This is a genomic window from bacterium, from assembly GCA_028821235.1.
GTDB lineage: Bacteria > Actinomycetota > Acidimicrobiia > Spongiisociales > Spongiisociaceae > Spongiisocius.
Window position 1 is genome coordinate 1 of the sequence record JAPPGV010000029.1, and the last position, 18,230, is coordinate 18,230.

The 18,230-nt window shown below is 68.8% G+C and carries 18 protein-coding genes; 3 read left to right on the forward strand and 15 right to left on the reverse strand.

Annotated elements, in window-relative coordinates; translation table 11 throughout:
• Positions 1-396: 396 nt before the first annotated feature.
• Positions 397-1,182 (forward strand): nucleoside phosphorylase, encoded by a 786-nt coding sequence (locus tag OXK16_03525; GenBank protein MDE0375018.1) that lies wholly within the window; start codon positions 397-399, stop codon positions 1,180-1,182.
• Between the two features lie 89 nt (positions 1,183-1,271).
• Here the strand turns inward: OXK16_03525 and tsaD are convergent, their stop codons facing one another.
• Genes tsaD through OXK16_03560 form a run of 7 tightly spaced genes read right to left on the reverse strand, consistent with a single transcriptional unit; the run spans position 1,272 to position 6,646 of the window.
• The gene (gene tsaD / locus OXK16_03530) at positions 1,272-2,276 is read right to left on the reverse strand and encodes a tRNA (adenosine(37)-N6)-threonylcarbamoyltransferase complex transferase subunit TsaD (protein ID MDE0375019.1); all 1,005 of its coding nucleotides are present in this window, start codon (positions 2,274-2,276) and stop codon (positions 1,272-1,274) included.
• Positions 2,273-2,773 carry a ribosomal protein S18-alanine N-acetyltransferase gene (rimI, locus tag OXK16_03535; protein ID MDE0375020.1) on the reverse strand — a complete coding sequence of 167 codons (501 nt, stop codon included), beginning with the start codon at positions 2,771-2,773 and terminating at the stop codon, positions 2,273-2,275. The genes tsaD and rimI overlap by 4 nt, the downstream gene beginning before the upstream one ends.
• Positions 2,764-3,468, reverse strand: coding sequence for a tRNA (adenosine(37)-N6)-threonylcarbamoyltransferase complex dimerization subunit type 1 TsaB (gene tsaB, locus OXK16_03540; protein MDE0375021.1), 705 nt, complete (start codon positions 3,466-3,468; stop codon positions 2,764-2,766). Before tsaB ends, rimI begins: the two co-directional genes overlap by 10 nt.
• The gene (tsaE, locus tag OXK16_03545; GenBank protein MDE0375022.1) at positions 3,465-3,944 is read right to left on the reverse strand and encodes a tRNA (adenosine(37)-N6)-threonylcarbamoyltransferase complex ATPase subunit type 1 TsaE; all 480 of its coding nucleotides are present in this window, start codon (positions 3,942-3,944) and stop codon (positions 3,465-3,467) included. The genes tsaB and tsaE overlap by 4 nt, the downstream gene beginning before the upstream one ends.
• Positions 3,941-4,585, reverse strand: coding sequence for a uracil-DNA glycosylase (locus tag OXK16_03550; protein MDE0375023.1), 645 nt, complete (start codon positions 4,583-4,585; stop codon positions 3,941-3,943). The genes tsaE and OXK16_03550 overlap by 4 nt, the downstream gene beginning before the upstream one ends.
• The gene (locus OXK16_03555) at positions 4,582-5,493 is read right to left on the reverse strand and encodes a P1 family peptidase (GenBank protein MDE0375024.1); all 912 of its coding nucleotides are present in this window, start codon (positions 5,491-5,493) and stop codon (positions 4,582-4,584) included. The genes OXK16_03550 and OXK16_03555 overlap by 4 nt, the downstream gene beginning before the upstream one ends.
• A gap of 13 nt (positions 5,494-5,506) precedes the next feature.
• A complete protein-coding gene (locus OXK16_03560) occupies positions 5,507-6,646 on the reverse strand; it encodes a hypothetical protein (GenBank protein MDE0375025.1) in 1,140 nt (379 codons plus the stop codon).
• Positions 6,647-6,683: 37 nt separating this feature from the next.
• Between OXK16_03560 and alr the strand changes: the two genes are divergently transcribed.
• Complete coding sequence (gene alr, locus OXK16_03565; GenBank protein MDE0375026.1) at positions 6,684-7,949, forward strand: alanine racemase; 1,266 nt, start codon at positions 6,684-6,686, stop codon at positions 7,947-7,949.
• A gap of 413 nt (positions 7,950-8,362) precedes the next feature.
• Here the strand turns inward: alr and OXK16_03570 are convergent, their stop codons facing one another.
• Both OXK16_03570 and OXK16_03575 read right to left on the reverse strand, forming a co-directional pair.
• On the reverse strand, positions 8,363-9,205 hold the full coding sequence (locus tag OXK16_03570) for a permease (GenBank protein ID MDE0375027.1): 843 nt from the start codon (positions 9,203-9,205) through the stop codon (positions 8,363-8,365).
• A gap of 132 nt (positions 9,206-9,337) precedes the next feature.
• Positions 9,338-9,835 (reverse strand): YbhB/YbcL family Raf kinase inhibitor-like protein, encoded by a 498-nt coding sequence (locus tag OXK16_03575; GenBank protein MDE0375028.1) that lies wholly within the window; start codon positions 9,833-9,835, stop codon positions 9,338-9,340.
• A 104-nt stretch (positions 9,836-9,939) separates the two neighbouring features.
• On the opposite strand from OXK16_03575, the gene OXK16_03580 reads away from it, so the two are divergent.
• Positions 9,940-10,635, forward strand: coding sequence for a hypothetical protein (locus tag OXK16_03580; protein MDE0375029.1), 696 nt, complete (start codon positions 9,940-9,942; stop codon positions 10,633-10,635).
• A 9-nt stretch (positions 10,636-10,644) separates the two neighbouring features.
• Here the strand turns inward: OXK16_03580 and pabB are convergent, their stop codons facing one another.
• The 6 genes from pabB to OXK16_03610 are packed head-to-tail and all read right to left on the reverse strand — an operon-like array spanning position 10,645 to position 18,192.
• Positions 10,645-12,432 (reverse strand): aminodeoxychorismate synthase component I, encoded by a 1,788-nt coding sequence (gene pabB, locus OXK16_03585; GenBank protein ID MDE0375030.1) that lies wholly within the window; start codon positions 12,430-12,432, stop codon positions 10,645-10,647.
• Between the two features lie 35 nt (positions 12,433-12,467).
• Positions 12,468-13,319 (reverse strand): methylenetetrahydrofolate reductase, encoded by an 852-nt coding sequence (locus OXK16_03590; protein ID MDE0375031.1) that lies wholly within the window; start codon positions 13,317-13,319, stop codon positions 12,468-12,470.
• Position 13,320: 1 nt separating this feature from the next.
• Positions 13,321-14,859, reverse strand: coding sequence for a trimethylamine methyltransferase family protein (locus tag OXK16_03595; protein ID MDE0375032.1), 1,539 nt, complete (start codon positions 14,857-14,859; stop codon positions 13,321-13,323).
• Positions 14,856-16,925 carry an ASKHA domain-containing protein gene (locus tag OXK16_03600; protein ID MDE0375033.1) on the reverse strand — a complete coding sequence of 690 codons (2,070 nt, stop codon included), beginning with the start codon at positions 16,923-16,925 and terminating at the stop codon, positions 14,856-14,858. Before OXK16_03600 ends, OXK16_03595 begins: the two co-directional genes overlap by 4 nt.
• A gap of 8 nt (positions 16,926-16,933) precedes the next feature.
• On the reverse strand, positions 16,934-17,836 hold the full coding sequence (locus OXK16_03605) for a dihydropteroate synthase (protein MDE0375034.1): 903 nt from the start codon (positions 17,834-17,836) through the stop codon (positions 16,934-16,936).
• Entirely contained in the window at positions 17,833-18,192 is a 360-nt protein-coding gene (locus tag OXK16_03610) for a virulence factor (protein ID MDE0375035.1), read from the reverse strand. The genes OXK16_03605 and OXK16_03610 overlap by 4 nt, the downstream gene beginning before the upstream one ends.
• Positions 18,193-18,230 lie beyond the last annotated feature (38 nt).

Here is an 18,230-nt window from a genome sequence, read left to right on the forward strand (position 1 = left end):
AGATGCCAACCGGCCGGCCGGGAAAGGCGGACCTGTTGGCAATCTCTCCTTACGAGTGCCAGAGGTTAGCAGCCTTTCGGGTGGAGTGCTAACCGAGACGCACCTCTGCCAACGCGGCAGGGACGCATCGTCGATCCGGCCGACCGGATCTCCAAGGCGGCCCTAACCCGGTTGGCGAGGGTCGCCGCGCCGGAGTGGGCCACCGACGGCATCCGAGGCAACATCGTCATCCCGACGCCGTGCTCGACACCGGGACCTGGAGCGAGAAGTTGATCGCCGAGGGCGGCGCAATACAGCATGGATGTAGAGTCGTACAGCGGCGGAGCCTCTTGGGAACGGAGGTCACCTCCGGCCATGTGGCTGCGGCGGTTGCCGAACTGGTCGGGAGAGTTCTCGGTGACCACCCCAGCGCAGATTCCCGTCGACGGCGGAGACGAAAGGGTCATTCGAGACGTGTTCCTCTCCCTGCTCTGCGTTGATTCCGATGACCTGCCGGAGCGGATGCTGGTGGTCGGCGATCCCGACCGCGCCCTGCGGGCGGCCTCGCGGCTCGAAGGCGCCACCGAGATAGGTCGGTTCCGGGAGTACGTCACCCTGGTGGGCCACCACCGGGGAACCCGGGTGGGAGTGTCCTCCCACGGGGTGGGGGCGGCGGGCGCCGCGGTGTGCTTCGAGGAGCTGTTCATGGCCGGGGTGCATCGTGTGATCCGGGCGGGGACCTGCGGAGGCATGCAGGACGACGTGATGGACGGCCACCTGGTGATCTCAACCGGAGCGGTGCGCAACGAGGGCTACACCTCCCAGATAGTGCCCGACGGCTACCCCGCCCTGGCTTCGGTCGAGGTGGTGATGGCGCTGCGGCGCGCCGCCGAGGGCGCCGAGAACATCCACGAGGGAGTGACGCTGACCAATGCCGCTTTCTTCACCCACGACATTCTGGGCTCCCCGGTGCCCATGTGGCAGAAGACCGGAGTGAAGGCAGTGGAGATGGAGGCCGCGGCGCTGTTCGTGCTGGCCGGACTGGCGGGGAGGCAGGCGGGCGCCATCCTGGCGGTGGACGGCGACCCGCTCGCGCAGAAGAACGAGGACATGGACTACTACAACCCCCATCGGGACGTGGTCCGGGACGCAGTGGGTCGGATGATCGACATAGCCTGGGACGCCTTGGTCGACGATCGCTAGCCGAACCGCGCCCCCTTCCGCTCACTCAACCGCAGACATCATCCCCCGAGGGTCCCGATTCGGCTTGTTTACGGCATTCTCCGACCGGCTCACAGCCTCATCGAGGAGTCGACCCCGGCCCGCCACTCGGTCCGCTCGCCCCGCTCCAGCCGGAATGCCGCCGCCGCGCCGATCATCGCCCCGTTGTCGGTGCACATGATCGGCCTGGGCAGGAACAGTCCCACGCCCCGGCGGTCAGCCTCTTCCTCGAGCCGGGCTCTGAGACGCCGGTTGGCCACCACGCCGCCTCCCCCGCCTACGATCTCCACCCCATGATCCTCGACCGCGTTCATCGTCTTCTGCACCAGCACGTCGACGATCGCCTCCTGGATCGAGGCGGCGGCGTCCTCTCGGGAGGGCAGGGTTCCGGATGCCCTCGCCTTCTCCAGGGTGGTCACCACGGAAGTCTTGAGACCCGAGAAGGAGAAGTCGTAGCGGCGATCGGCCAGCGCTCTGGGGAACCTGATCCGGTCGGGGTCCCCGGTCTCCGAGAGGGCGTCGATGGCCGGTCCGCCCGGGAAGCCCAGTCCCATGAAGCGGGCCAGCTTGTCGAATGCCTCGCCGGCGGCGTCGTCAATGGTCTGGCCGAGGACGCGATAGTCCCCCCATCCGTTGATCAGGACCACCTGGCTGTGGCCTCCCGAGGCCAGCAGCACCACGCCCGGAGGCCGGAAGTCGTCGAAGTCCAGGCGGGGCGCGAACAGGTGCCCCTCCATGTGGTCCACGCCGAGGAACGGAAGTCCGCGGCTCCACGCCATGGCCTTGGCGAACGAGAAGCCCACCAGGAGCGAACCGACCAGGCCCGGCCCCCTGGTGGCGGCGATGCCGTCCAGCGAGTCAGGGTGGACCCCGGCTTCCCGTAAGGCCCGGTGGGTAAGGGAGCGGATCGCCTCGACATGGGCGCGGGCAGCCACCTCGGGGACCACTCCCCCGAATCGGGCGTGCATGTCCACCTGCGACGAGAGCACGTTGGAGAGCACCCGGGTGCCCTCGGTGACCGCGACCGCCGTCTCGTCGCACGAGGTCTCGAAGGCCAGCACCAGCGGACCGCTCACGGCAAGGCCTCCTCGATCAGCCGGAGCCGTTCCCGGTAGCCGACGCCCATGATGTCATGCGCCCACATGATGAGGGCGTCCTCGTCCCGGTAGTAGTGCTTCCGCACCCCCACCGGCGCCATACCGAACTTCCGGTAGAACTCCTGGGCGCGCCGGTTGGAGGCCCGGACCTCAAGGGTCAGGTGCTCGGCGCCTCCCGCCAACCCGATCTGCACCAGCGCCAGCATGAGACGGGTTCCCACAGCCGGCACCGGCCCGGGGCGCTGCGCGGCCAGCGTGTTTATGTGGGCGTCCTGTTCCACCAGCATGAGGCCGCCGTAACCGACCACCCGACCCTCATGATCCGCCACCAGGTACGACCGGCCCGGAGCTTCCAGTTCCGCCTCGAACACCTCGCGCGACCACGGCATCCGGAACGTGGCGGCCTCGAGCTCCAGGATCTGATCCAGGTCCTCCGTCAGCAGGTCCCTGACCACGAGCCCACCGGTCAGGACCACAGGCCCGCCTCCCGGCGGTGTACCGAGCCGAGGGTGACGTCCGGCTCCCGCATGTAGAAGGGCCGCACCTCTCTGGGATGACCGAACTCCCCCCGCCCTACCTTCGCGACCACCATCTCGGCCAGTGCGTCCGCCGACGGGTAGCGGGGCATGCCGGTCCGGACTCCTCGCAATCCGCGCAAGACCGAGCCCGGCAGAGCCTCCCAATCGCCCACGACCAGGATCTCCCTGGCATCCGACTCGAGGATGCCCCGGAACTGCTGGTAACCGACCAACTCGGGGGGCGCATCCAGCGCGGCGCCGCCTGGAACCGGCTGGTAACCGGCCACCGCCACCTCGCCGCGGCGCACGTCCACCACCGCCCAGATGTACCTGTGGCCCGTGGTAGCCCGCAGGGCCAGAGCATCCAGCGAGGAGGCGCCCATGATCGGAACGCCCAGCATCGTGGCCAGACCCTGGGCGGTGGCGATGCCGACCCGCACTCCGGTGAACAGGCCCGGCCCAACATCGACCACCACGCCATCCAGCTCTTCGGGATGCCATCCGGCCTGGGCGAAGCAGAAGTCGATGGCCGGAATGAGGAAGGCATCGTGGTCCCGACTTCCGGTGCGGCCGGCCGAGGCCACCAGCCGCCTCGACTCCACCAGCGCCACCGACGAGGCTCCCGTGGCCGTATCGATACCGAGGATCCTCACCCTCGGCCACCTTGTGCCACCTCGCGCATGGCGGGCTCGAGCCTGCGGCCGGTCCACGGCTCGGAGGGGCAGAGCCGGATGGTCCGCGCCTCGTCACCGGTTCCCTCGATCTCCACGGACAGGCAGGTGTCGGGCAGGCGACCGGCCACCACGTCGCCCCACTCGATGAGCAGCACACCGTCGCGAGCCGCTTCGATCAGGTCGAGGTCCTCGAACTCGCCGGACGAACCGATCCGGTAGACGTCGGCGTGGAGCAACGGCATGAACCCGTCTCGGTAGTGGCGGGCCAGTACGAAGCTCGGCGACGTGAGCGGCTCCGCCACGCCGATGCCCTCTCCGATGCCGGCGGCCAGGACGGTCTTACCGGCCCCCAGGGCTCCGGAGAGGAGGATGATGTCGCCCGGCTGCACCAACCCTGCCAGGGCGCGGCCGATCCGGCGCGTGTCGCTCGGGGAAGGCGCCTCGAGAACGATCATCCGAACAGGCCGAGCTGTTCGTAGGAGTCGGGCGGTTCCGGCACACCGGCCTGCGCATCCGGGTCCGCCAACCGCTCCCGGGCGGTTCGCACCGCCATCTCCAGGTCGGCCTTGATGGTCGCCTCCATGGCGGGACCGCTCCGCAATGCCGCCGCCGGATGGAAGGTCGGGATCACCACCCGCCCCCACCAGGGGTACACCTGGCCTCGGGTGCGGGTGATACCCACCGATGTCTTGAGTAGGAGTTTGGTCGAGAAGTTGCCCATCGTCATGACCACGGCCGGGTCCACCAGCCGGAGTTGGTCGACCAGGAAGTGCTTGCAGGCTTCTATCTCGTCCGGGCGGGGATCCCGGTTGTTCGGAGGCCGGCACTTGACCACGTTGGCGATGTACACCTCGCTCCGATCGAGACCCACCTCGCCGAGAAGCCGGTTCAACAGCATGCCCGCCCTGCCCACGAACGGCAGGCCTTCCTTGTCCTCGTTGTACCCGGGACCCTCACCGATGAACATGATGTCCGCCTCAGGGGAACCATCGGCGAAGACTGCCTGCGTGCGTCGTTCGTGAAGCCGGCAGGCCACGCAGGCCCCCGCCTGCCCGGCCAGTTCGTCCAGACGCGCCCGGATCTCAACAGGGGTCATGGTCCGGCTGCCGTCCGGTCAGGATCGTGAGGACGGGCGCTGGTCACCGCCGCGGCGATAGCCCGTCCGGTGGCGACAAAGGCGGCCTCGCCCAACGCATCTGGATCTCCCATCAACTCTCCACAGGACACCGCGAACGCCGAGTCGCCATCATATCGGGTATGGGCCGGCCGGATACAGGCCGCCACCGCATCCTGGGACCTCACGCACAACCGGAACAGGTCGTTCCGCTCCAGGCGGGCATCGGTGGCCACCGCCACGAGGGTGGTGTTGGCATGGGGCGTGACGGCGGAGGCGGCCGGGCCGGGAACCATCTCGCCGCCCGTGAGCGGAGCCCCTTCGAGGGTGAAGACGTCGCCCACCGCGTTGACCACCGCCAGCACGCCGACCGTCGCGGCGCCGACCTCGATCCGGGCTGATCCGAGCCCGGAGGGCTGGACCGCGGCCGGGCCTCGCCATTGCGAGGTGGTAACGCCCCTACCGGCGCCCACCCGCCCCTGAGGCACGGGCGCCGACGAGCGACAGTGGTAGGCAAGCGCTCCCTCCGGAGCTCCGGGGTGGAAGCCGGACGGTCGATCGAGGTCGTAGATGACCGCCGCGGGGACGATGGGAACCGGGCCGTTGCGGGTGGGATGCCCCCGACCGTCGCCGGCCAGCTCCCGGACTACCCCGTCCACCGCCGCCAGCCCGAAGGCAGACCCTCCTGTGAACACCAGCGCCTGGACCTGCTGGACCCGCATCCCCGGGTCGAGCAACGCTGTCTCGCGGCTCCCCGGCGCCGCTCCCCTGATCTCGGTCGCCGCCACGTTGGGCTCGGGGAACACCACCACGGTGACCCCGGTGCGGTGCTGCTCCGATGTCCAGTGCCCGACCTCCACCCCGGGTACCGCGGTAATGCTGTCGTTCACGGCCCGCCGCCTCTCATGCCGGCTCCCGGCGGATCACGAAGCTCTCGTTGTTGAACCACACCCGTCCGTAGCGCTTGAGCACCAACCTGGTGCCGTCGTGGTAGGCGCCGAACGCCACCGCCTCCTCCATCCGTTTCTCGTCGATCTGGGCGACGTAGGCGGCGGCGTTCCAGGCCGCCAGGATGGCGGAGGTCCCGATGTGTTCCTTGGCCTCGACCGGCATGGTCCGCATCTCGTAGCGGAAGATCGACTCCGAGTCGTCCCACTCCTCCATCACCAGGTCCCCATCGGCCGGGCTCGACAGCTGCCGGGCGGCCTCGGCCAGCAGGGCCCGGCGGTCCGTACGGAAGGGATCCTCGTCCGGCCACAGGGTGTGGATGATCTCCATGCCGGGATCGTGGCCGTAGGCGTGGATGCCCAGCAGCCGGCCACCGGGAGCCAGCGCCCGGGCCAGGGGGGCGATCACGGTGCGGACCTTGTGCTCGGCCGAGGTCCGTGCCCGGTAGGGCTGGGACGCGATGATGAGATCGAAGGCCGCCCGGTAGGTGCTCGGATCGGGAAGCACCCGGCGCAGGATGAACTCCCGATCCTTGCGGTAGATCACGTGGACCGCGGGGCGGACGTAGACCGGGTTGCCCGTCGTGGGGCTGGTCGTCACCTGCCAATCCTCGGCCAGGGTGTCGTGGAGGTCACGAATCTGGCGGGCGAAGCCCACGGTGGTCGCGCCCTCCAGTGCGGTGCTCCGCCATGACAATTCGCCCTTCCCCGGTCCCGGCCGCAGGTTGGTGGCCTCGCCGTAGGTCATGTTGGTCACCACGAACACCATCTCGGGATGTTCGTGGAAACGGTCGGGTAGGCGGTCCAGAGCGATACGGACATCCTCGATGCTTATCTCCTTGCCTACGACCAGCCACGGGACGTGGGGCCGCAGCGCATGGAGGCTCCGCATTACCTCGACCAGCACCGTGGCATCCCCCAGGCCGGCGTCGAACAGGCGGAAGGAGTCCGGCCCCGGAGCGACCAGGCGAGCTTCCCGAGCGATCCGAGCCGCCACCTCCGCCTTCTCCGTGGTGGTGGTGATGAACATCATGTAGGCCGTTCGGGTGTCGAAGAACCGGGGCCGTCCCCCATCTGCCCCGCCGCCCGCGCTCATCTTCTCGCCGGACCTCCCACCTGTAACCTCCTGACCGATGATCCTCGAACCCACCGTAGCCCCGCGGGTGTCCCGCCCAACCCATGTGGAGATCGATCTCGACCAGCTTACGTCCAACTACCGGGCTGTCGAGCGGGCCGTGACCCCGGCCCGGATGTCGCCGGTGGTGAAGGCCGATGCCTACGGCCACGGCCTGGTGGAGGTAGCCCGGTTGTTCGAGAGCTGCCGGCCGGCCGGGCTGGCGGTGGCGTTCCTCGAGGAAGGGGCGAGGCTCCGGGAGGCCGGGATCGTGTGCCCCATCCTCGTGATGGGGGGCCTGGACATCTCCCAGATTCCCGATTTCCTCCACTTCGGACTCACCATGACCGTCTCCTCGGTACAGGCGGTGGGAGCGATCGAGGAGGGCGCCGAGCGCATGGGGACGGTCGCCCGGGTTCACGCCAAGGTGGACACCGGGATGGGCCGGATGGGGGTACGACCCGAGGGCGCCGCCGAGCTGCTCGATGCCCTGCGCAGCAGCCCTCGGGTGGAGGTGGAGGGCGTGTACAGCCACTTCGCAACCGCCGACGAGGCGGATCCCGCCCAGACCCTCAACCAGATGGCCACCTTCCGCCGGGTGGTCTCATACTTCGGTGACCGGGACCTCCCCACCCCTACCCTCCACCTGGCCAACTCGGGCGCCGTCCTGCAGCACCCCAGCTCCCACCTCGATCTGGTGCGGCCGGGCCTGATGCTGTACGGGGTATACCCGACCGACGCCATCCCCAGGACGATCGAGATCGAGCCGGCCCTCACCTGGCGGTCCACAGTGGTGCTCTCGAAGCCGCTCCCCACCGGAAGCCCGGTCAGCTACGGAGCGACCTGGACCCCCGACCGCGACACCCGCATCGTGGTCGTCCCGATGGGATACGGGGACGGCTACCCCCGCCTCCTGTCCAACCGGGGGGAGGTGCTGATCAGAGGCCGGCGGCACCCCGTAGTGGGCCGGGTTTGCATGGACCAGTTCATGGTCGACGTGGGCCCCGAGACCGACGTCCGGGTCGGGGACGAGGTGGTGATCATCGGCACCCAGGATGACGAGAAGATCACGGCCAACGAGTTGTCCGGCTGGGCCGAGACCATCCCCTACGAGATCCTGACCGGCATCAGCAGCCGGGTCCCCCGCCGCTACCGGGGAGGTGGCAGGTTCGTGCCTGCCGCCGAGACGGTGGGGTTATTCCGTACCGCATCCGGCATCGACTACGAGAGATGGCGCGCCGACCTCGACGCCATGGCCGGCCAGGACCCGACACCTCTCGCCTGAGCCGGCCGGACAATCAAGAGACTTCCCCGGCCTCGACCACCTACTGGACGCCATCGAGATATGACTGAGGGCGACTGTCCCGCCACGGTCTCTTCGTGCCGCATCCTCCTAGCCTGCCGTATCTCCAGTTCGATGTGGTCTGTGACCCGAGCCTTGTTCAAGGGGGTTGAAAGGTGTCACGCCCTCGCCGCATACTGTAAGGCAGTCACAAACACCACTGGTTCCTTGCAGTTCGACGTCGAGGGAACCGGAGCCGGGATCAATTCGGGAGCGGACCCGTCGGGGGATAGCGGAACGCGTTCGGACCGAAGGAGGTGGTGGCTGGGGGATGGGCCCGCCGGGGACCGGCGCGGCCGGGCGTTTTTCGCGTTCTCGTCGCCTGGGAATGGCTGACGACCTATCGAATCAGGACACTAGGCGACCGTTAGCTCGACCAGTATCCCGGCGGCCATCGCTACGACGAAGACGTAGCCGCCGAACACTGCCAGCACCTTGCGGCTGGTCAGCCGGGCCAGCATGACGAACTCGGGGACGTTGGCGCCCGCACCGGCGATGGTGAGTGCCACCACCGCGCCGATGCCGATCCCCGCCGCCCTGAGACCGTCGGCGATCGGCACGAACAGCTCGGTGTTGATGTAGAAGAAGGTCCCGACCGCCGCGGCGGCGGGGATCGCCGCGTCTCCCGACAGGACCGGCACGCGGGCCACCGTCTCGGCCGGCAGGAAGGCGGTGATCGCCAGCCCGATCAGAACGCCCAGCGCGAGCAGCGGGAGCATGGTGCGGAGCAACGCCCGGGACGAGCGCATGGAGGGGCGCCATTCCGTCCTCAAACCCCGCCACGGGCCGGTTCCGATGTCCCGGTCAGGGCCTCCATCCACATCCGCCGGGGTCAAGGGCTTCATGAAGCGGTCGAGATCGACCCGTTCGGCCAGCAGCGCCAGACCGATCGACGCCGCGAACACCACCGCCAGGTAGATGACTGCGGCCTGCAGGCCCACGATGATCACCAGCGCTCCGAACAGGATCGGGTCGAGGACCGGCGCAGCCACCATGAACGCCGTGTAGCCGGCCGGGCTCACACCGGCTCGGCGGAGGGAGACCAGCACCGGGATGGCCGAATACGTGCAGAAGGGGGTGATGAAACCGACCCCGATCCCCCGCAGGGCCGCCCCGACGGGCGAGGCGCCCATGAGGGTCCGGAGGCGCTCGTCGCCTACCCGGCGCCGTAGCAGGTTCAGCCCGAATGTGACCGCCACGAACAGCAGGAAGAGCTCGGCGAACAGAACGAGGGCGTCACGGATCAGCGGGTGGACGGTGGGGCTCCCCGCCGCCAGGTCGCCATCGGTGGGCCTTCCCTCCTAACCCGAACCTGCCCGTCGCTCCAACGGTCAGCGCCGCTTGTATAGCCCCATCAGGCTGGCCTTCTCGAGCGTGTTGAAGTTCAGCATGAACCCCACCACCGCCGGCATGGTGTCGGCGTCGACCGGCAACTCCTCCATGCCCACCGCGTGGACGGTAAAGAGGTAGCGATGGGGATGGTCGCCCTCGGGAGGGCACGGGCCACCGTACCCGGGCTTGCCGAAGTCGGTCCGGGTCTGCAGCGCGCCGGCGGGGATTCCCGACCCGTCACCGGCGCCTGCCGCCAGTTCCGTCACCTCGGCGGGGATGTTGACCACCACCCAGTGCCAGAACCCCGAACCGGTGGGGGCATCCGGGTCGTAGCAGGTGAGGGCGTAGCTTGCGGTTCCTTCCGGGGCACCCGTCCAGGAGAGCTGCGGCGACCGGTTACCTCCGCCGCACCCGAATCCGTACTCCTCCGCCAGGATGTGATCCGGACCCAGGTAGTCCCCGTCTTCGAAGTCGGTGGAGGTGATCTGCAACGCCATGTCGTGTCTCCTTCCGGTGAGCCGCTCGGCCGAGACTACCCCACCACCACCATCCCCCCTGGCCGTGGGGCGGGACCCGGGGAAACCGGTACCCTTGCGGCGGTATGCCATCACCGGACGAGCGAGCGATCGAAGAGGCAATGGAGGTGCTGGACTTCCGGGCTGCTCGCGCCCTGGCAGATCGGTCTGCGGAGGGTGACCGCAAGCGGCTACGCCGGCTGGTCGAGACGGCGCGGGCCGAAGCCCTTACGAGGGCGGAGCATCTGGCAGCTCGTATCCAGTCGATGGCCCGGGCCGACCACTACGAGGGCTTGCTCGGGCTGGCCGAAGACCCCGAAACAGAGCTGCTGCTGGCCCTGCTGTCACAGGAGTTACGCCGGGGCGCCCAGCTGCATCTCGACGGCGCCCTGCGCCGGCGGAAGCGGTTCCGGGCTGCGGCCGGGCGCCATATGAGAGCCGCCTCGGAGGCCCTGGCCCTGTTCGACACCGGAACCGCCCTGAGTGAGATCGCCAAGGTGGAGACGCGGTGGCTCGACGGAGCACAGCGCGAGGAGCTCGACGCCCTGCGCGCTCAGGCCGAGAAGGTCGTCGCCGAGCGCCTAGAACTGGAGAGCAGGACCGCCGAGGTGCTGCGCGAGCACCTGTCCGAGAACCCGATCGAACCGCCGAGCCGCGGGCGCGCCGGCAGGTCCTCCCGGCGCGGCGCCCGCTCGACAAGGGCGGGGTGTCTGGGTTCGGCACTGCTCGTATTCGGCGCTATCGCGGCACCGGTCGGTCTATTGATCGGTAGCTGGCCGTAGATCGGTCGATTACGGACCCTCAACGATCTTCGCGGTTCGCCATCCGCGGACCGAGTTGACCACGGCCACCTCGTCGGCCGCCATCAACTCGGCCACCGAAATCGTTCGCTCCCTCAGGGTCCCGCGATCCAGGAGCTCCTCCCGGTAGGTGCCCGGCAGGCAGCCCGAGCCGATCGGCGGCGTGACCCAGGCGTCTCCCATCCGCACGACGAGATTGGCGATGGTGGTCTCGACCACCTCCCCGAGGTCGTTCACGAGCACCACATCGTCCGCAGCCGGATGCCGGGCCGCCGCCTGCTCGTAGACCTCCCGCCGGGTCGTCTTGTGGTAGCGCAGGTGGTCGCTCTGGTCGATCGGACGATCATCTACGGCCAACCCCACCACCAATGGACCCGGAGCGAGGGGCACAGTGTCGATCGAAGCGGACCCGTCCGCGGAGACCAGCAGGCGCACCCGGAGCGGCTCGTCGCCTGACAAGCCTTCGAGGAGATCGGCGATGGCCACCTCCCGGAGGGTCACACCCAGGTAGCGGGCCGAGGAGCGGAGCCGGTTCAGATGGCGGTCCCGCAACCAGATCCCCCGGCCGGGCTCCCATCGCATCGTCTCGAGCAGCGTCACCGGCGTCCGGCGACGTGACAGGACCCGGGCCTTGACCATCGCCTCCTCGTACTCCCGGGCCGCGGTCGACTCGTACACCACTCCCCCGCCCACGCCGTACTCGGCTTCGGCGTTGCGCGTGTCCGCAACGAGCGTGCGGATGGCGACCGAGAACTCGGCCCTCGGCCGGCCGGATCCGGGCGGCGCCAGCAACCCGATGGCGCCGCAGTAGACACCTCGGGGAGAGGATTCCAGGGACTCGATGATCTCCATGGTCCTGACCTTCGGCGCTCCGGTCACCGACCCGCAGGGGAACATGGCTCTGAAGATGTCGAGCAGGCCCACCCCCGGTCGGGTCTCGGCCGCCACCGTCGAGGTCATCTGCCAGACCGTCTCCAGCCGCTCCACCTCGAACAGGCGCTCCACCTGGACGCTGCCGAACCGGGCCACCCGCCCCAGGTCGTTCCGCAGGAGGTCCACGATCATCACGTTCTCGGCCCGGTCCTTGCCCGAGGAGAGCAACCGCTCCCGGAACCGGGAGTCCTCCTGTTCCCAACGACCCCGGGCCATGGTGCCCTTCATGGGCCGGCTCTCGATACGCCGGCCGTCCCAGCGGAAGAACATCTCCGGCGAGGCGGAGACCACTGTGTGGCGGCCGGTCTCCAGGAAGGCGTGATAACCGCCCCCCTGGGCGCCGAGCAGGTCAGTGTAGAGCGACCTGAGATCCCCGGTAACCCGTCCCCGCAGGCGGAACGTGTAGTTGGTCTGGTAGGTGTCGCCGACCCGGATGAACTCCCGGATGGTGTCGACGTCGCGGCCGTAGCGGGTATCCGGGATCTCGGGTCGCCACGGTCCGATCCGGTACTCGCCGCCCGGTCCGGTGGGCTGGGGAATCGCGCCGCGGAATCCGGCGAACCATGCCAGCGGCAGGCCGGGCGACGGCGTCCGGACCGCCAGCCGGGGATCGAAGGCGGGAGCGGCCTCGTAGGAGACGAACCCGGCCACCCAACCGCCGGCCCGGGCCTCGGCATCGGCCCGGTGGATGACGTCCGGGACATCGTCGAGGTGATAGGAGACCCAGACTCCGTACGGGTCGACCAGCCGGAGCGGGACCAGGTTCCCGCGGAAGTCATCGAACCGGGCGCTCACTCCCGCCAGCGCCGGGTCGGGCACCGGGCCGGCGATTTCCGGGGGGGTCACGTGTCGAAGCCTCTGGATGGCGGAATGAGCAAACCCTACAGGGTGGCCAGGTACTCCTGCCGCCAGCGCTCGGTGGTCTCGCACTGGTTGAAGGTGTAGATGTGCACCCCCACGATGGCAGCTGCGGGATCGTCGGCCAGCGGAGCGAGCCCTTCGAGAAGGTCCTCCGGTGCGTAGCCACCGGGCTTGATGAACTTGGTCACCAGACCACGGTGCTTGGAGAGGAACCGAACGGACTGCCCCACCCCGATCCGGGTCGATATCTGGATGAGCTTCAACCGGTCGGCGACTCCCGGAATCCCTATCCGGACGGGGAGGGTGATGCCGTCCGCCCGGCAGCCGGAGACGAAGTCACCGATGGCTTCGGCGTCGAAACACATCTGGGTGGTCAGGTAGGACGCGAACGGCTGCTTGTCGTGAAGAGCCTGCCGCAGCTTGTCGTCCGAGATCACCGCATGTCCCTCGGGGTAGGAGGTCACCCCGATCTCGGTGAGGTGGTGGCCCAGGTCGTCCATGGCCAGCAGTAGGGAGTAGGCGTCGGGGAAGATCCCTCGCTGCGGAGCGTCCCCACCCACCAGGAAGACCCTTGACATCTCGAGTTGCTCCATCCGTCCCAGCAGGGCGGCGAGATGCCTCTTGTCGTGGGTCATGCGCGCCGACAGGTGCGGCACCACCTGGAAGCCCCTCAGGCGGAGCTCGGCGGCCACGTCCATCGTGTCCTCGAGCGTCTTGGTCGGCGAGGCGGTTATGGACACCGTGGCGCCGTCCGGCAGCCACCGCACCTGATCGAGCACGTTCTTGAGCGGGAGGACCTCGAACTTCGGGTGTTCGAGGATTCGCCGCACGGCCGCCCTTCCGGCGCGATCGAGTCCTGAGGGAACGGTCATCTCAAACGTCCGAGTCCGGGAAGGAGGCTTTGCGCGCGGCGATCCACTCGGTCAACTCCTCGTGAACGGCTTCGTCCAGGGGCGGCTGCTCGTACTCCGCCAGCAGGCGTTTCCACTCGGCGTTGGCCCTGCTCACCGAGTCCAGCGACCCGTTCAGCTCCCACTGCTCGAAGCTGTCGACATCGGACTGGCCCGACACCCAGAAGGCATCCTCGAAATTGGCCATCGTGTGGGCGGTGCCGAGATGGTGCTGGCCGGGACCGTTGGTCAGGAGCGGCTCCATCGCCTGGCCGTTCTCGCTCAAGTCCACCCCGCCCACCAGGCGCGCCATCATCGATGCCTGGTCAGCGTCGAGAACGAACTTCTCGTACCCCATGGTCAGGCCGCCCTCAAGCCACCCTGCCGTGTGGAGGACGAAGTTGACGCCCGCCGCCAGAGCGGGCAGGAAGGTCGTGGCGCTCTCGTAGGCGGCCTGGGCGTCCGGGATCTTCGAGGCGGTCAGGTTACCGCCGGATCGGAACGGGACACCGAGCCTCGAGGCGAGTTGGCCGACCGCGTAGAGCACCAGGGCCGGCTCCGGGGTTCCGAAGGTGGGGGCCCCGCTCTGCATCGACATCGAGGCGGCGAAGGATCCGAAGATGACGGGCGCCCCGGGACGGACGAGCTGGGTGAAGGAGATGGCAGCCAGAGCCTCCGCCAGGGTCTGGGTCACTGCGGCGGCCACCGTCACGGGCGACATCGCGCCGGCGATTATGAACGGCGTGATGAGAGCGCACTGGTTGTTCTCCGCGAGGACCTTGGCCGACCCGAGCATGGCGTAGTCCCATGTCAGGGGGGAGTTGGCATTGCACAGACCCATCAGCACGGTGTTGTCGCGCACGAAGTCCTCTCCGAACACGATCTTGCATATGTCGACCGAGTCCTGGGCCCTCTCGGGCTTGGTCACCGAGGACATGAACGGCTTGTCGTGGTACGCGACATGGGAGTAGACCATGTCGAAGTGGCGCTTGTTGACCGGCAGGTCCACCGGCTCGCACAGGGTTCCGCCGCCATGGTGCAGCGCCGGGCTCATGTGAACGAGCTTGGCGAAGTTCCTGAAGTCCTCGATGGTGGCGTAGCGCCGCCCGGCGTCGGCGTCCCGCACGAACGGGGATCCGTACGCGGGCGCGAACACGATGTGGGGATCCCCGATGGTGACCGACCGGGCCGGGTTACGCGCGTGCTGGACGAACGAGGCGGGCGCGGATCGGGTGATGATCTCCCGGCACATGCCCCGCGGGAAGCGGACCCTCGTACCGTCCACGTCGGCACCCGCGCCGGCGTAGATCGCGAGGGCCTCGGGGAAGTTCATGATCTCGATCCCGACCTCCTCGAGGAGGGTGTCGGCGTTGTGCTCGATCAGTTCCATCCCCTCCTCGGAGAGCACCTCGGTGCGGCCCACGGCGCGGGTGAGGAACGGTTGCTGCTCGATGACCCGGGCGGTTCGTATGGCCTGGCGCGCCTGCCTACCGCCCCCTCTCCTTCTCCTGCGGGCGCTCATCGGTCCTCCTCTCCACACGACCCGACCAGGGCCCCGGATCGCCGGGCGGTCGCCCCGCTCGCTCTCCTCCGGGTCCTGCGACGGCGGCCGCCGGATGCCGGCCCGGACGAGACGATGCCCGACAGGTCCACCTTACGGGCGAGATGGTCGTATGCGACGGTGGCGTGGGGTATCCCCATGGCTTCCACGAAGTGGCGCTGGAAGCCGGCGGCCACCGCCGTCTCGATCTTTTCGACTTCGCCGACCAGAGCTTCGATCTCGTCCCGGGCGGACCCGCTGAGCAAGGCCATCATCGCCCCGGTCCCGGCTGCGTTGCCCGCCGCGGAGACCCGATCGGGATCGCAGTCGGGGATCATCCCCAGCACCATGGCGTAAATGGGATCGATGTGGCTGCCGAAGGCGCCGGCCAGCCTGATCTCGTCCACCCGGTCCACTCCCAGGCGGTCCATCAGGAGCCTGACGCCCGCCTGCAATGCTGCTTTGGCGAGCTGGATGGCCCTTACGTCGTTCTGGGTGATCATGATGCGGCTACCCCGCTCCGCCGGCCCCTCGTACAGCAGGTAGGCCGCCGACCGTCCGTCAGCGACGACCCGCTCGCTACGACCGCTGTCCCGGATGAGCCCCTCGGCCGACACCACCCCGGTGAGCGCCAGCTCGGCCACCGCCTCGATGATGCCCGATCCGCAGATGCCGATGACGCCGGTCCCCGCCACGGCATCCTCGAAGCCCTCCTGGTCCGACCACAAGTCCACTCCGATCACTTTGAACCGGGGCTCGAGCGTCATGCGATCGATCCGCACCCGCTCGATCGCGCCCGGTGCGGCGCGCTGGCCTGAGCTGATCTCCGCGCCTTCGAATGCGGGTCCGGTCGGGCTGGAAGCCGCCAGCAGGCGGCCGGCGCTGCCCAGAACGATCTCCGCATTGGTACCCACGTCCACGAGCAGCTGGATTGCCGGGCTCCGGTGGGGACCCTCGGACAGGATGGCGCCTGCCGCATCGGCGCCGACATGGCCCGCCACGCACGGCAGCACGTAGAGCCTGGCGCCCGGATGCGCCTCCATGCCGATCTTCGAGGCGGTGATACGGACTGCCCCGTCGGTGGCCAGGGCGAACGGCGCCACGCCCAGGTGGTAGGGGCTGAGGCCGAGGACCAGGTGATGCATGATCGGGTTGCCGACCAGGGCGACCTCCAGCACCGAGTCCCGGGGCCTTCCCACCTGCTCGACCAGGTCTCCGACCATTTCATCGAGGGTCGAACGGATCGCCGAGGTGAGGACTTCCTGGCCCCCCTCGTTCATCATCACGTAGGAGACGCGGCTCATCAGATCCTCTCCGTAGCGGATCTGGGGGTTCATCACGCCCGACGAGGCGAGCACCGCGCCCGTGGAGAGATCGCACAGATGGCCGGCCACCGTCGTGGAACCGACATCGAAGGCCACTCCGAGGGGGCCGTCATGGAAGCCCGGCCACACACCCGTAACGGTGTCCCCATCGTGAACGGCCACGGTCACCGCCCATTGGCCGGCCCGCAGAACCTCTTGCAGCACCTGGAGCACATGATGATCGACCTCCACCCCGGCGATACCCCACTGCCGGTCCAGGGCCTCCAGCACCCTGGACAGGTCGGATGCCTGGCGGTGCATGTCCGGAGGCTCCACCTCCAGGTAGTGAAGGCGCACCACCGGATCCACCGGAATGTCGACTACCTCCGCCCGCTTGCGCACCACCTGGCGGCGCACCTGGCTGTAGGGCGGGACGTCGATGACCGCGTCGTCCTGGAGGCGGGCCGCGCAGGCCAGGCGGTGACCGGCGCGGAGCGGGCGGCGACCCCGGTAGCCCACCTCCTGGGCTTCGGGAAGGGAGAGCCGGTGCCCGCCGGAATCTATGCCTTCGGACGCGGAGCTGCCCAGAGTCACCTGGCAGCGCCCGCACAGCCCGCGCCCGCCGCACACCGAGTCCACATCGACCCCGAGACCACGGGCTGCGTCCAGGACCGTGGTACCCGGCTCGACCCTGCCCCGCCTTCCGGAGGGGGTGAACACCACCTGTAGGGTCCGAGCAGCCATGGGCGAACCTATGGAGTAGCGGCCGTACGGCGCCGGCCGCTGCGCCGGCGGGCGCGCCCTCCGGCCGAGGGTTGCCGGAAGGCCCGGATCCATCTGGCGCAGTCCCGGTCGTTCCCCATCAGGACGTCCGCCGCCTTGACGGCCTGCGATATATCCGGCTCGAGGGGGTTGGTGATGGCCGAGGTGAGTCCGTTGGCGATGGCCATGGTCAGGAAAGCGCTGTTGATGCCGTGCCGGTTCGGTAGTCCGAAGCTGATGTTGGACGCCCCGCAGGTGGAGTTGACCCCCAGCTCGTCCCGGAGCCGACCCAGGATGTCGAAGACCTGGCGGCCCGCGTATCGGAGAGCGCCGATCGGCATCACGAGCGGATCCACCACCACGTCCTCGGGCGGGATGCCGAAACGGGCGGCCCGCTCCACGATCTTGGTCGCCACCCGGAAGCGCACCTCCGGATCCTCGGAGATGCCGGTCTCGTCGTTCGAGATTGCCACCACGGCCGCCCCGTACTCGGCCACCAGGGGAAGGACCCGCTCGAGGCGTTCTTCCTCGCCGGTCACCGAGTTGACCAGCGCCTTGCCCTTGTAGACGGACAGGCCGGCTTCGAGAGCCTCCACGATGGATGAGTCGATGGAGATGGGAACGTCGACCAGTGACTGGACCAGCTGGATCGCTTCGGCGAGGATGGCGGGCTCGTCGGCGAGCGGGATGCCTGCGTTGACGTCCAGCATGTGCGCCCCGGCCGCCACCTGGGCCAGGGCGTCGGCCTCCACCCGGCTGTAGTCCCCTTCCTTCATCTCGGCGGCCAGCAACTTGCGGCCGGTCGGGTTGATCCGCTCCCCGATCACCACGAAGGGCCGATCCGGGCCGATGACCACCTCGCGGGTGGCGGAACTGACCACGGTACGGATCATGCCGGTTCTCCGGTGGAGAGGGTCTTCTCCAAGCCGCCGTTGGACGCGATGCGCCGCACGCGATCCTTCGGGTACTCCTTCTCGATCCGGGCGGCGGCGGCCTCGGCCTCCGCCTCGACATCCTCCCCGCAGGGCTCGGAGGTGCGGCGCCACTCCTCGATGTACTGGTCGTAGGTCTTCTTTCCGGCCACCATCGCCGCCCGGTCGATAGCCATCTGGAACCGGGGCGGCAACTCGACCGCCATCTTGTTCCGGCCAGACCGGGCAGTGACCTGGGCCGGGATGTCACGCCAGTAGATGACGATCAGCTCCGACCGGGCACGCTGGTTTCGGGAGACACCCCGGCGGCTGGTCATGGCCGGTGAATCCTGCGGCTGGCGCGAGTTGCCATGAT

Coding starts and splice junctions, on each gene's coding strand:
- OXK16_03595 (MDE0375032.1), bottom strand. CDS start 14,859: ATGAGCGCCCGCAGGAGAAGGAGAGGGGGCGGTAGGCAGGCGCGCCAG.
- OXK16_03600 (MDE0375033.1), bottom strand. CDS start 16,925: ATGGCTGCTCGGACCCTACAGGTGGTGTTCACCCCCTCCGGAAGGCGG.
- OXK16_03590 (MDE0375031.1), bottom strand. CDS start 13,319: ATGACCGTTCCCTCAGGACTCGATCGCGCCGGAAGGGCGGCCGTGCGG.
- OXK16_03550 (MDE0375023.1), bottom strand. CDS start 4,585: ATGACCCCTGTTGAGATCCGGGCGCGTCTGGACGAACTGGCCGGGCAG.
- OXK16_03605 (MDE0375034.1), bottom strand. CDS start 17,836: ATGATCCGTACCGTGGTCAGTTCCGCCACCCGCGAGGTGGTCATCGGC.
- OXK16_03575 (MDE0375028.1), bottom strand. CDS start 9,835: ATGGCGTTGCAGATCACCTCCACCGACTTCGAAGACGGGGACTACCTG.
- OXK16_03610 (MDE0375035.1), bottom strand. CDS start 18,192: ATGACCAGCCGCCGGGGTGTCTCCCGAAACCAGCGTGCCCGGTCGGAG.
- OXK16_03560 (MDE0375025.1), bottom strand. CDS start 6,646: ATGAGCGCGGGCGGCGGGGCAGATGGGGGACGGCCCCGGTTCTTCGAC.
- alr (MDE0375026.1), top strand. CDS start 6,684: ATGATCCTCGAACCCACCGTAGCCCCGCGGGTGTCCCGCCCAACCCAT.
- OXK16_03580 (MDE0375029.1), top strand. CDS start 9,940: ATGCCATCACCGGACGAGCGAGCGATCGAAGAGGCAATGGAGGTGCTG.
- tsaE (MDE0375022.1), bottom strand. CDS start 3,944: ATGATCGTTCTCGAGGCGCCTTCCCCGAGCGACACGCGCCGGATCGGC.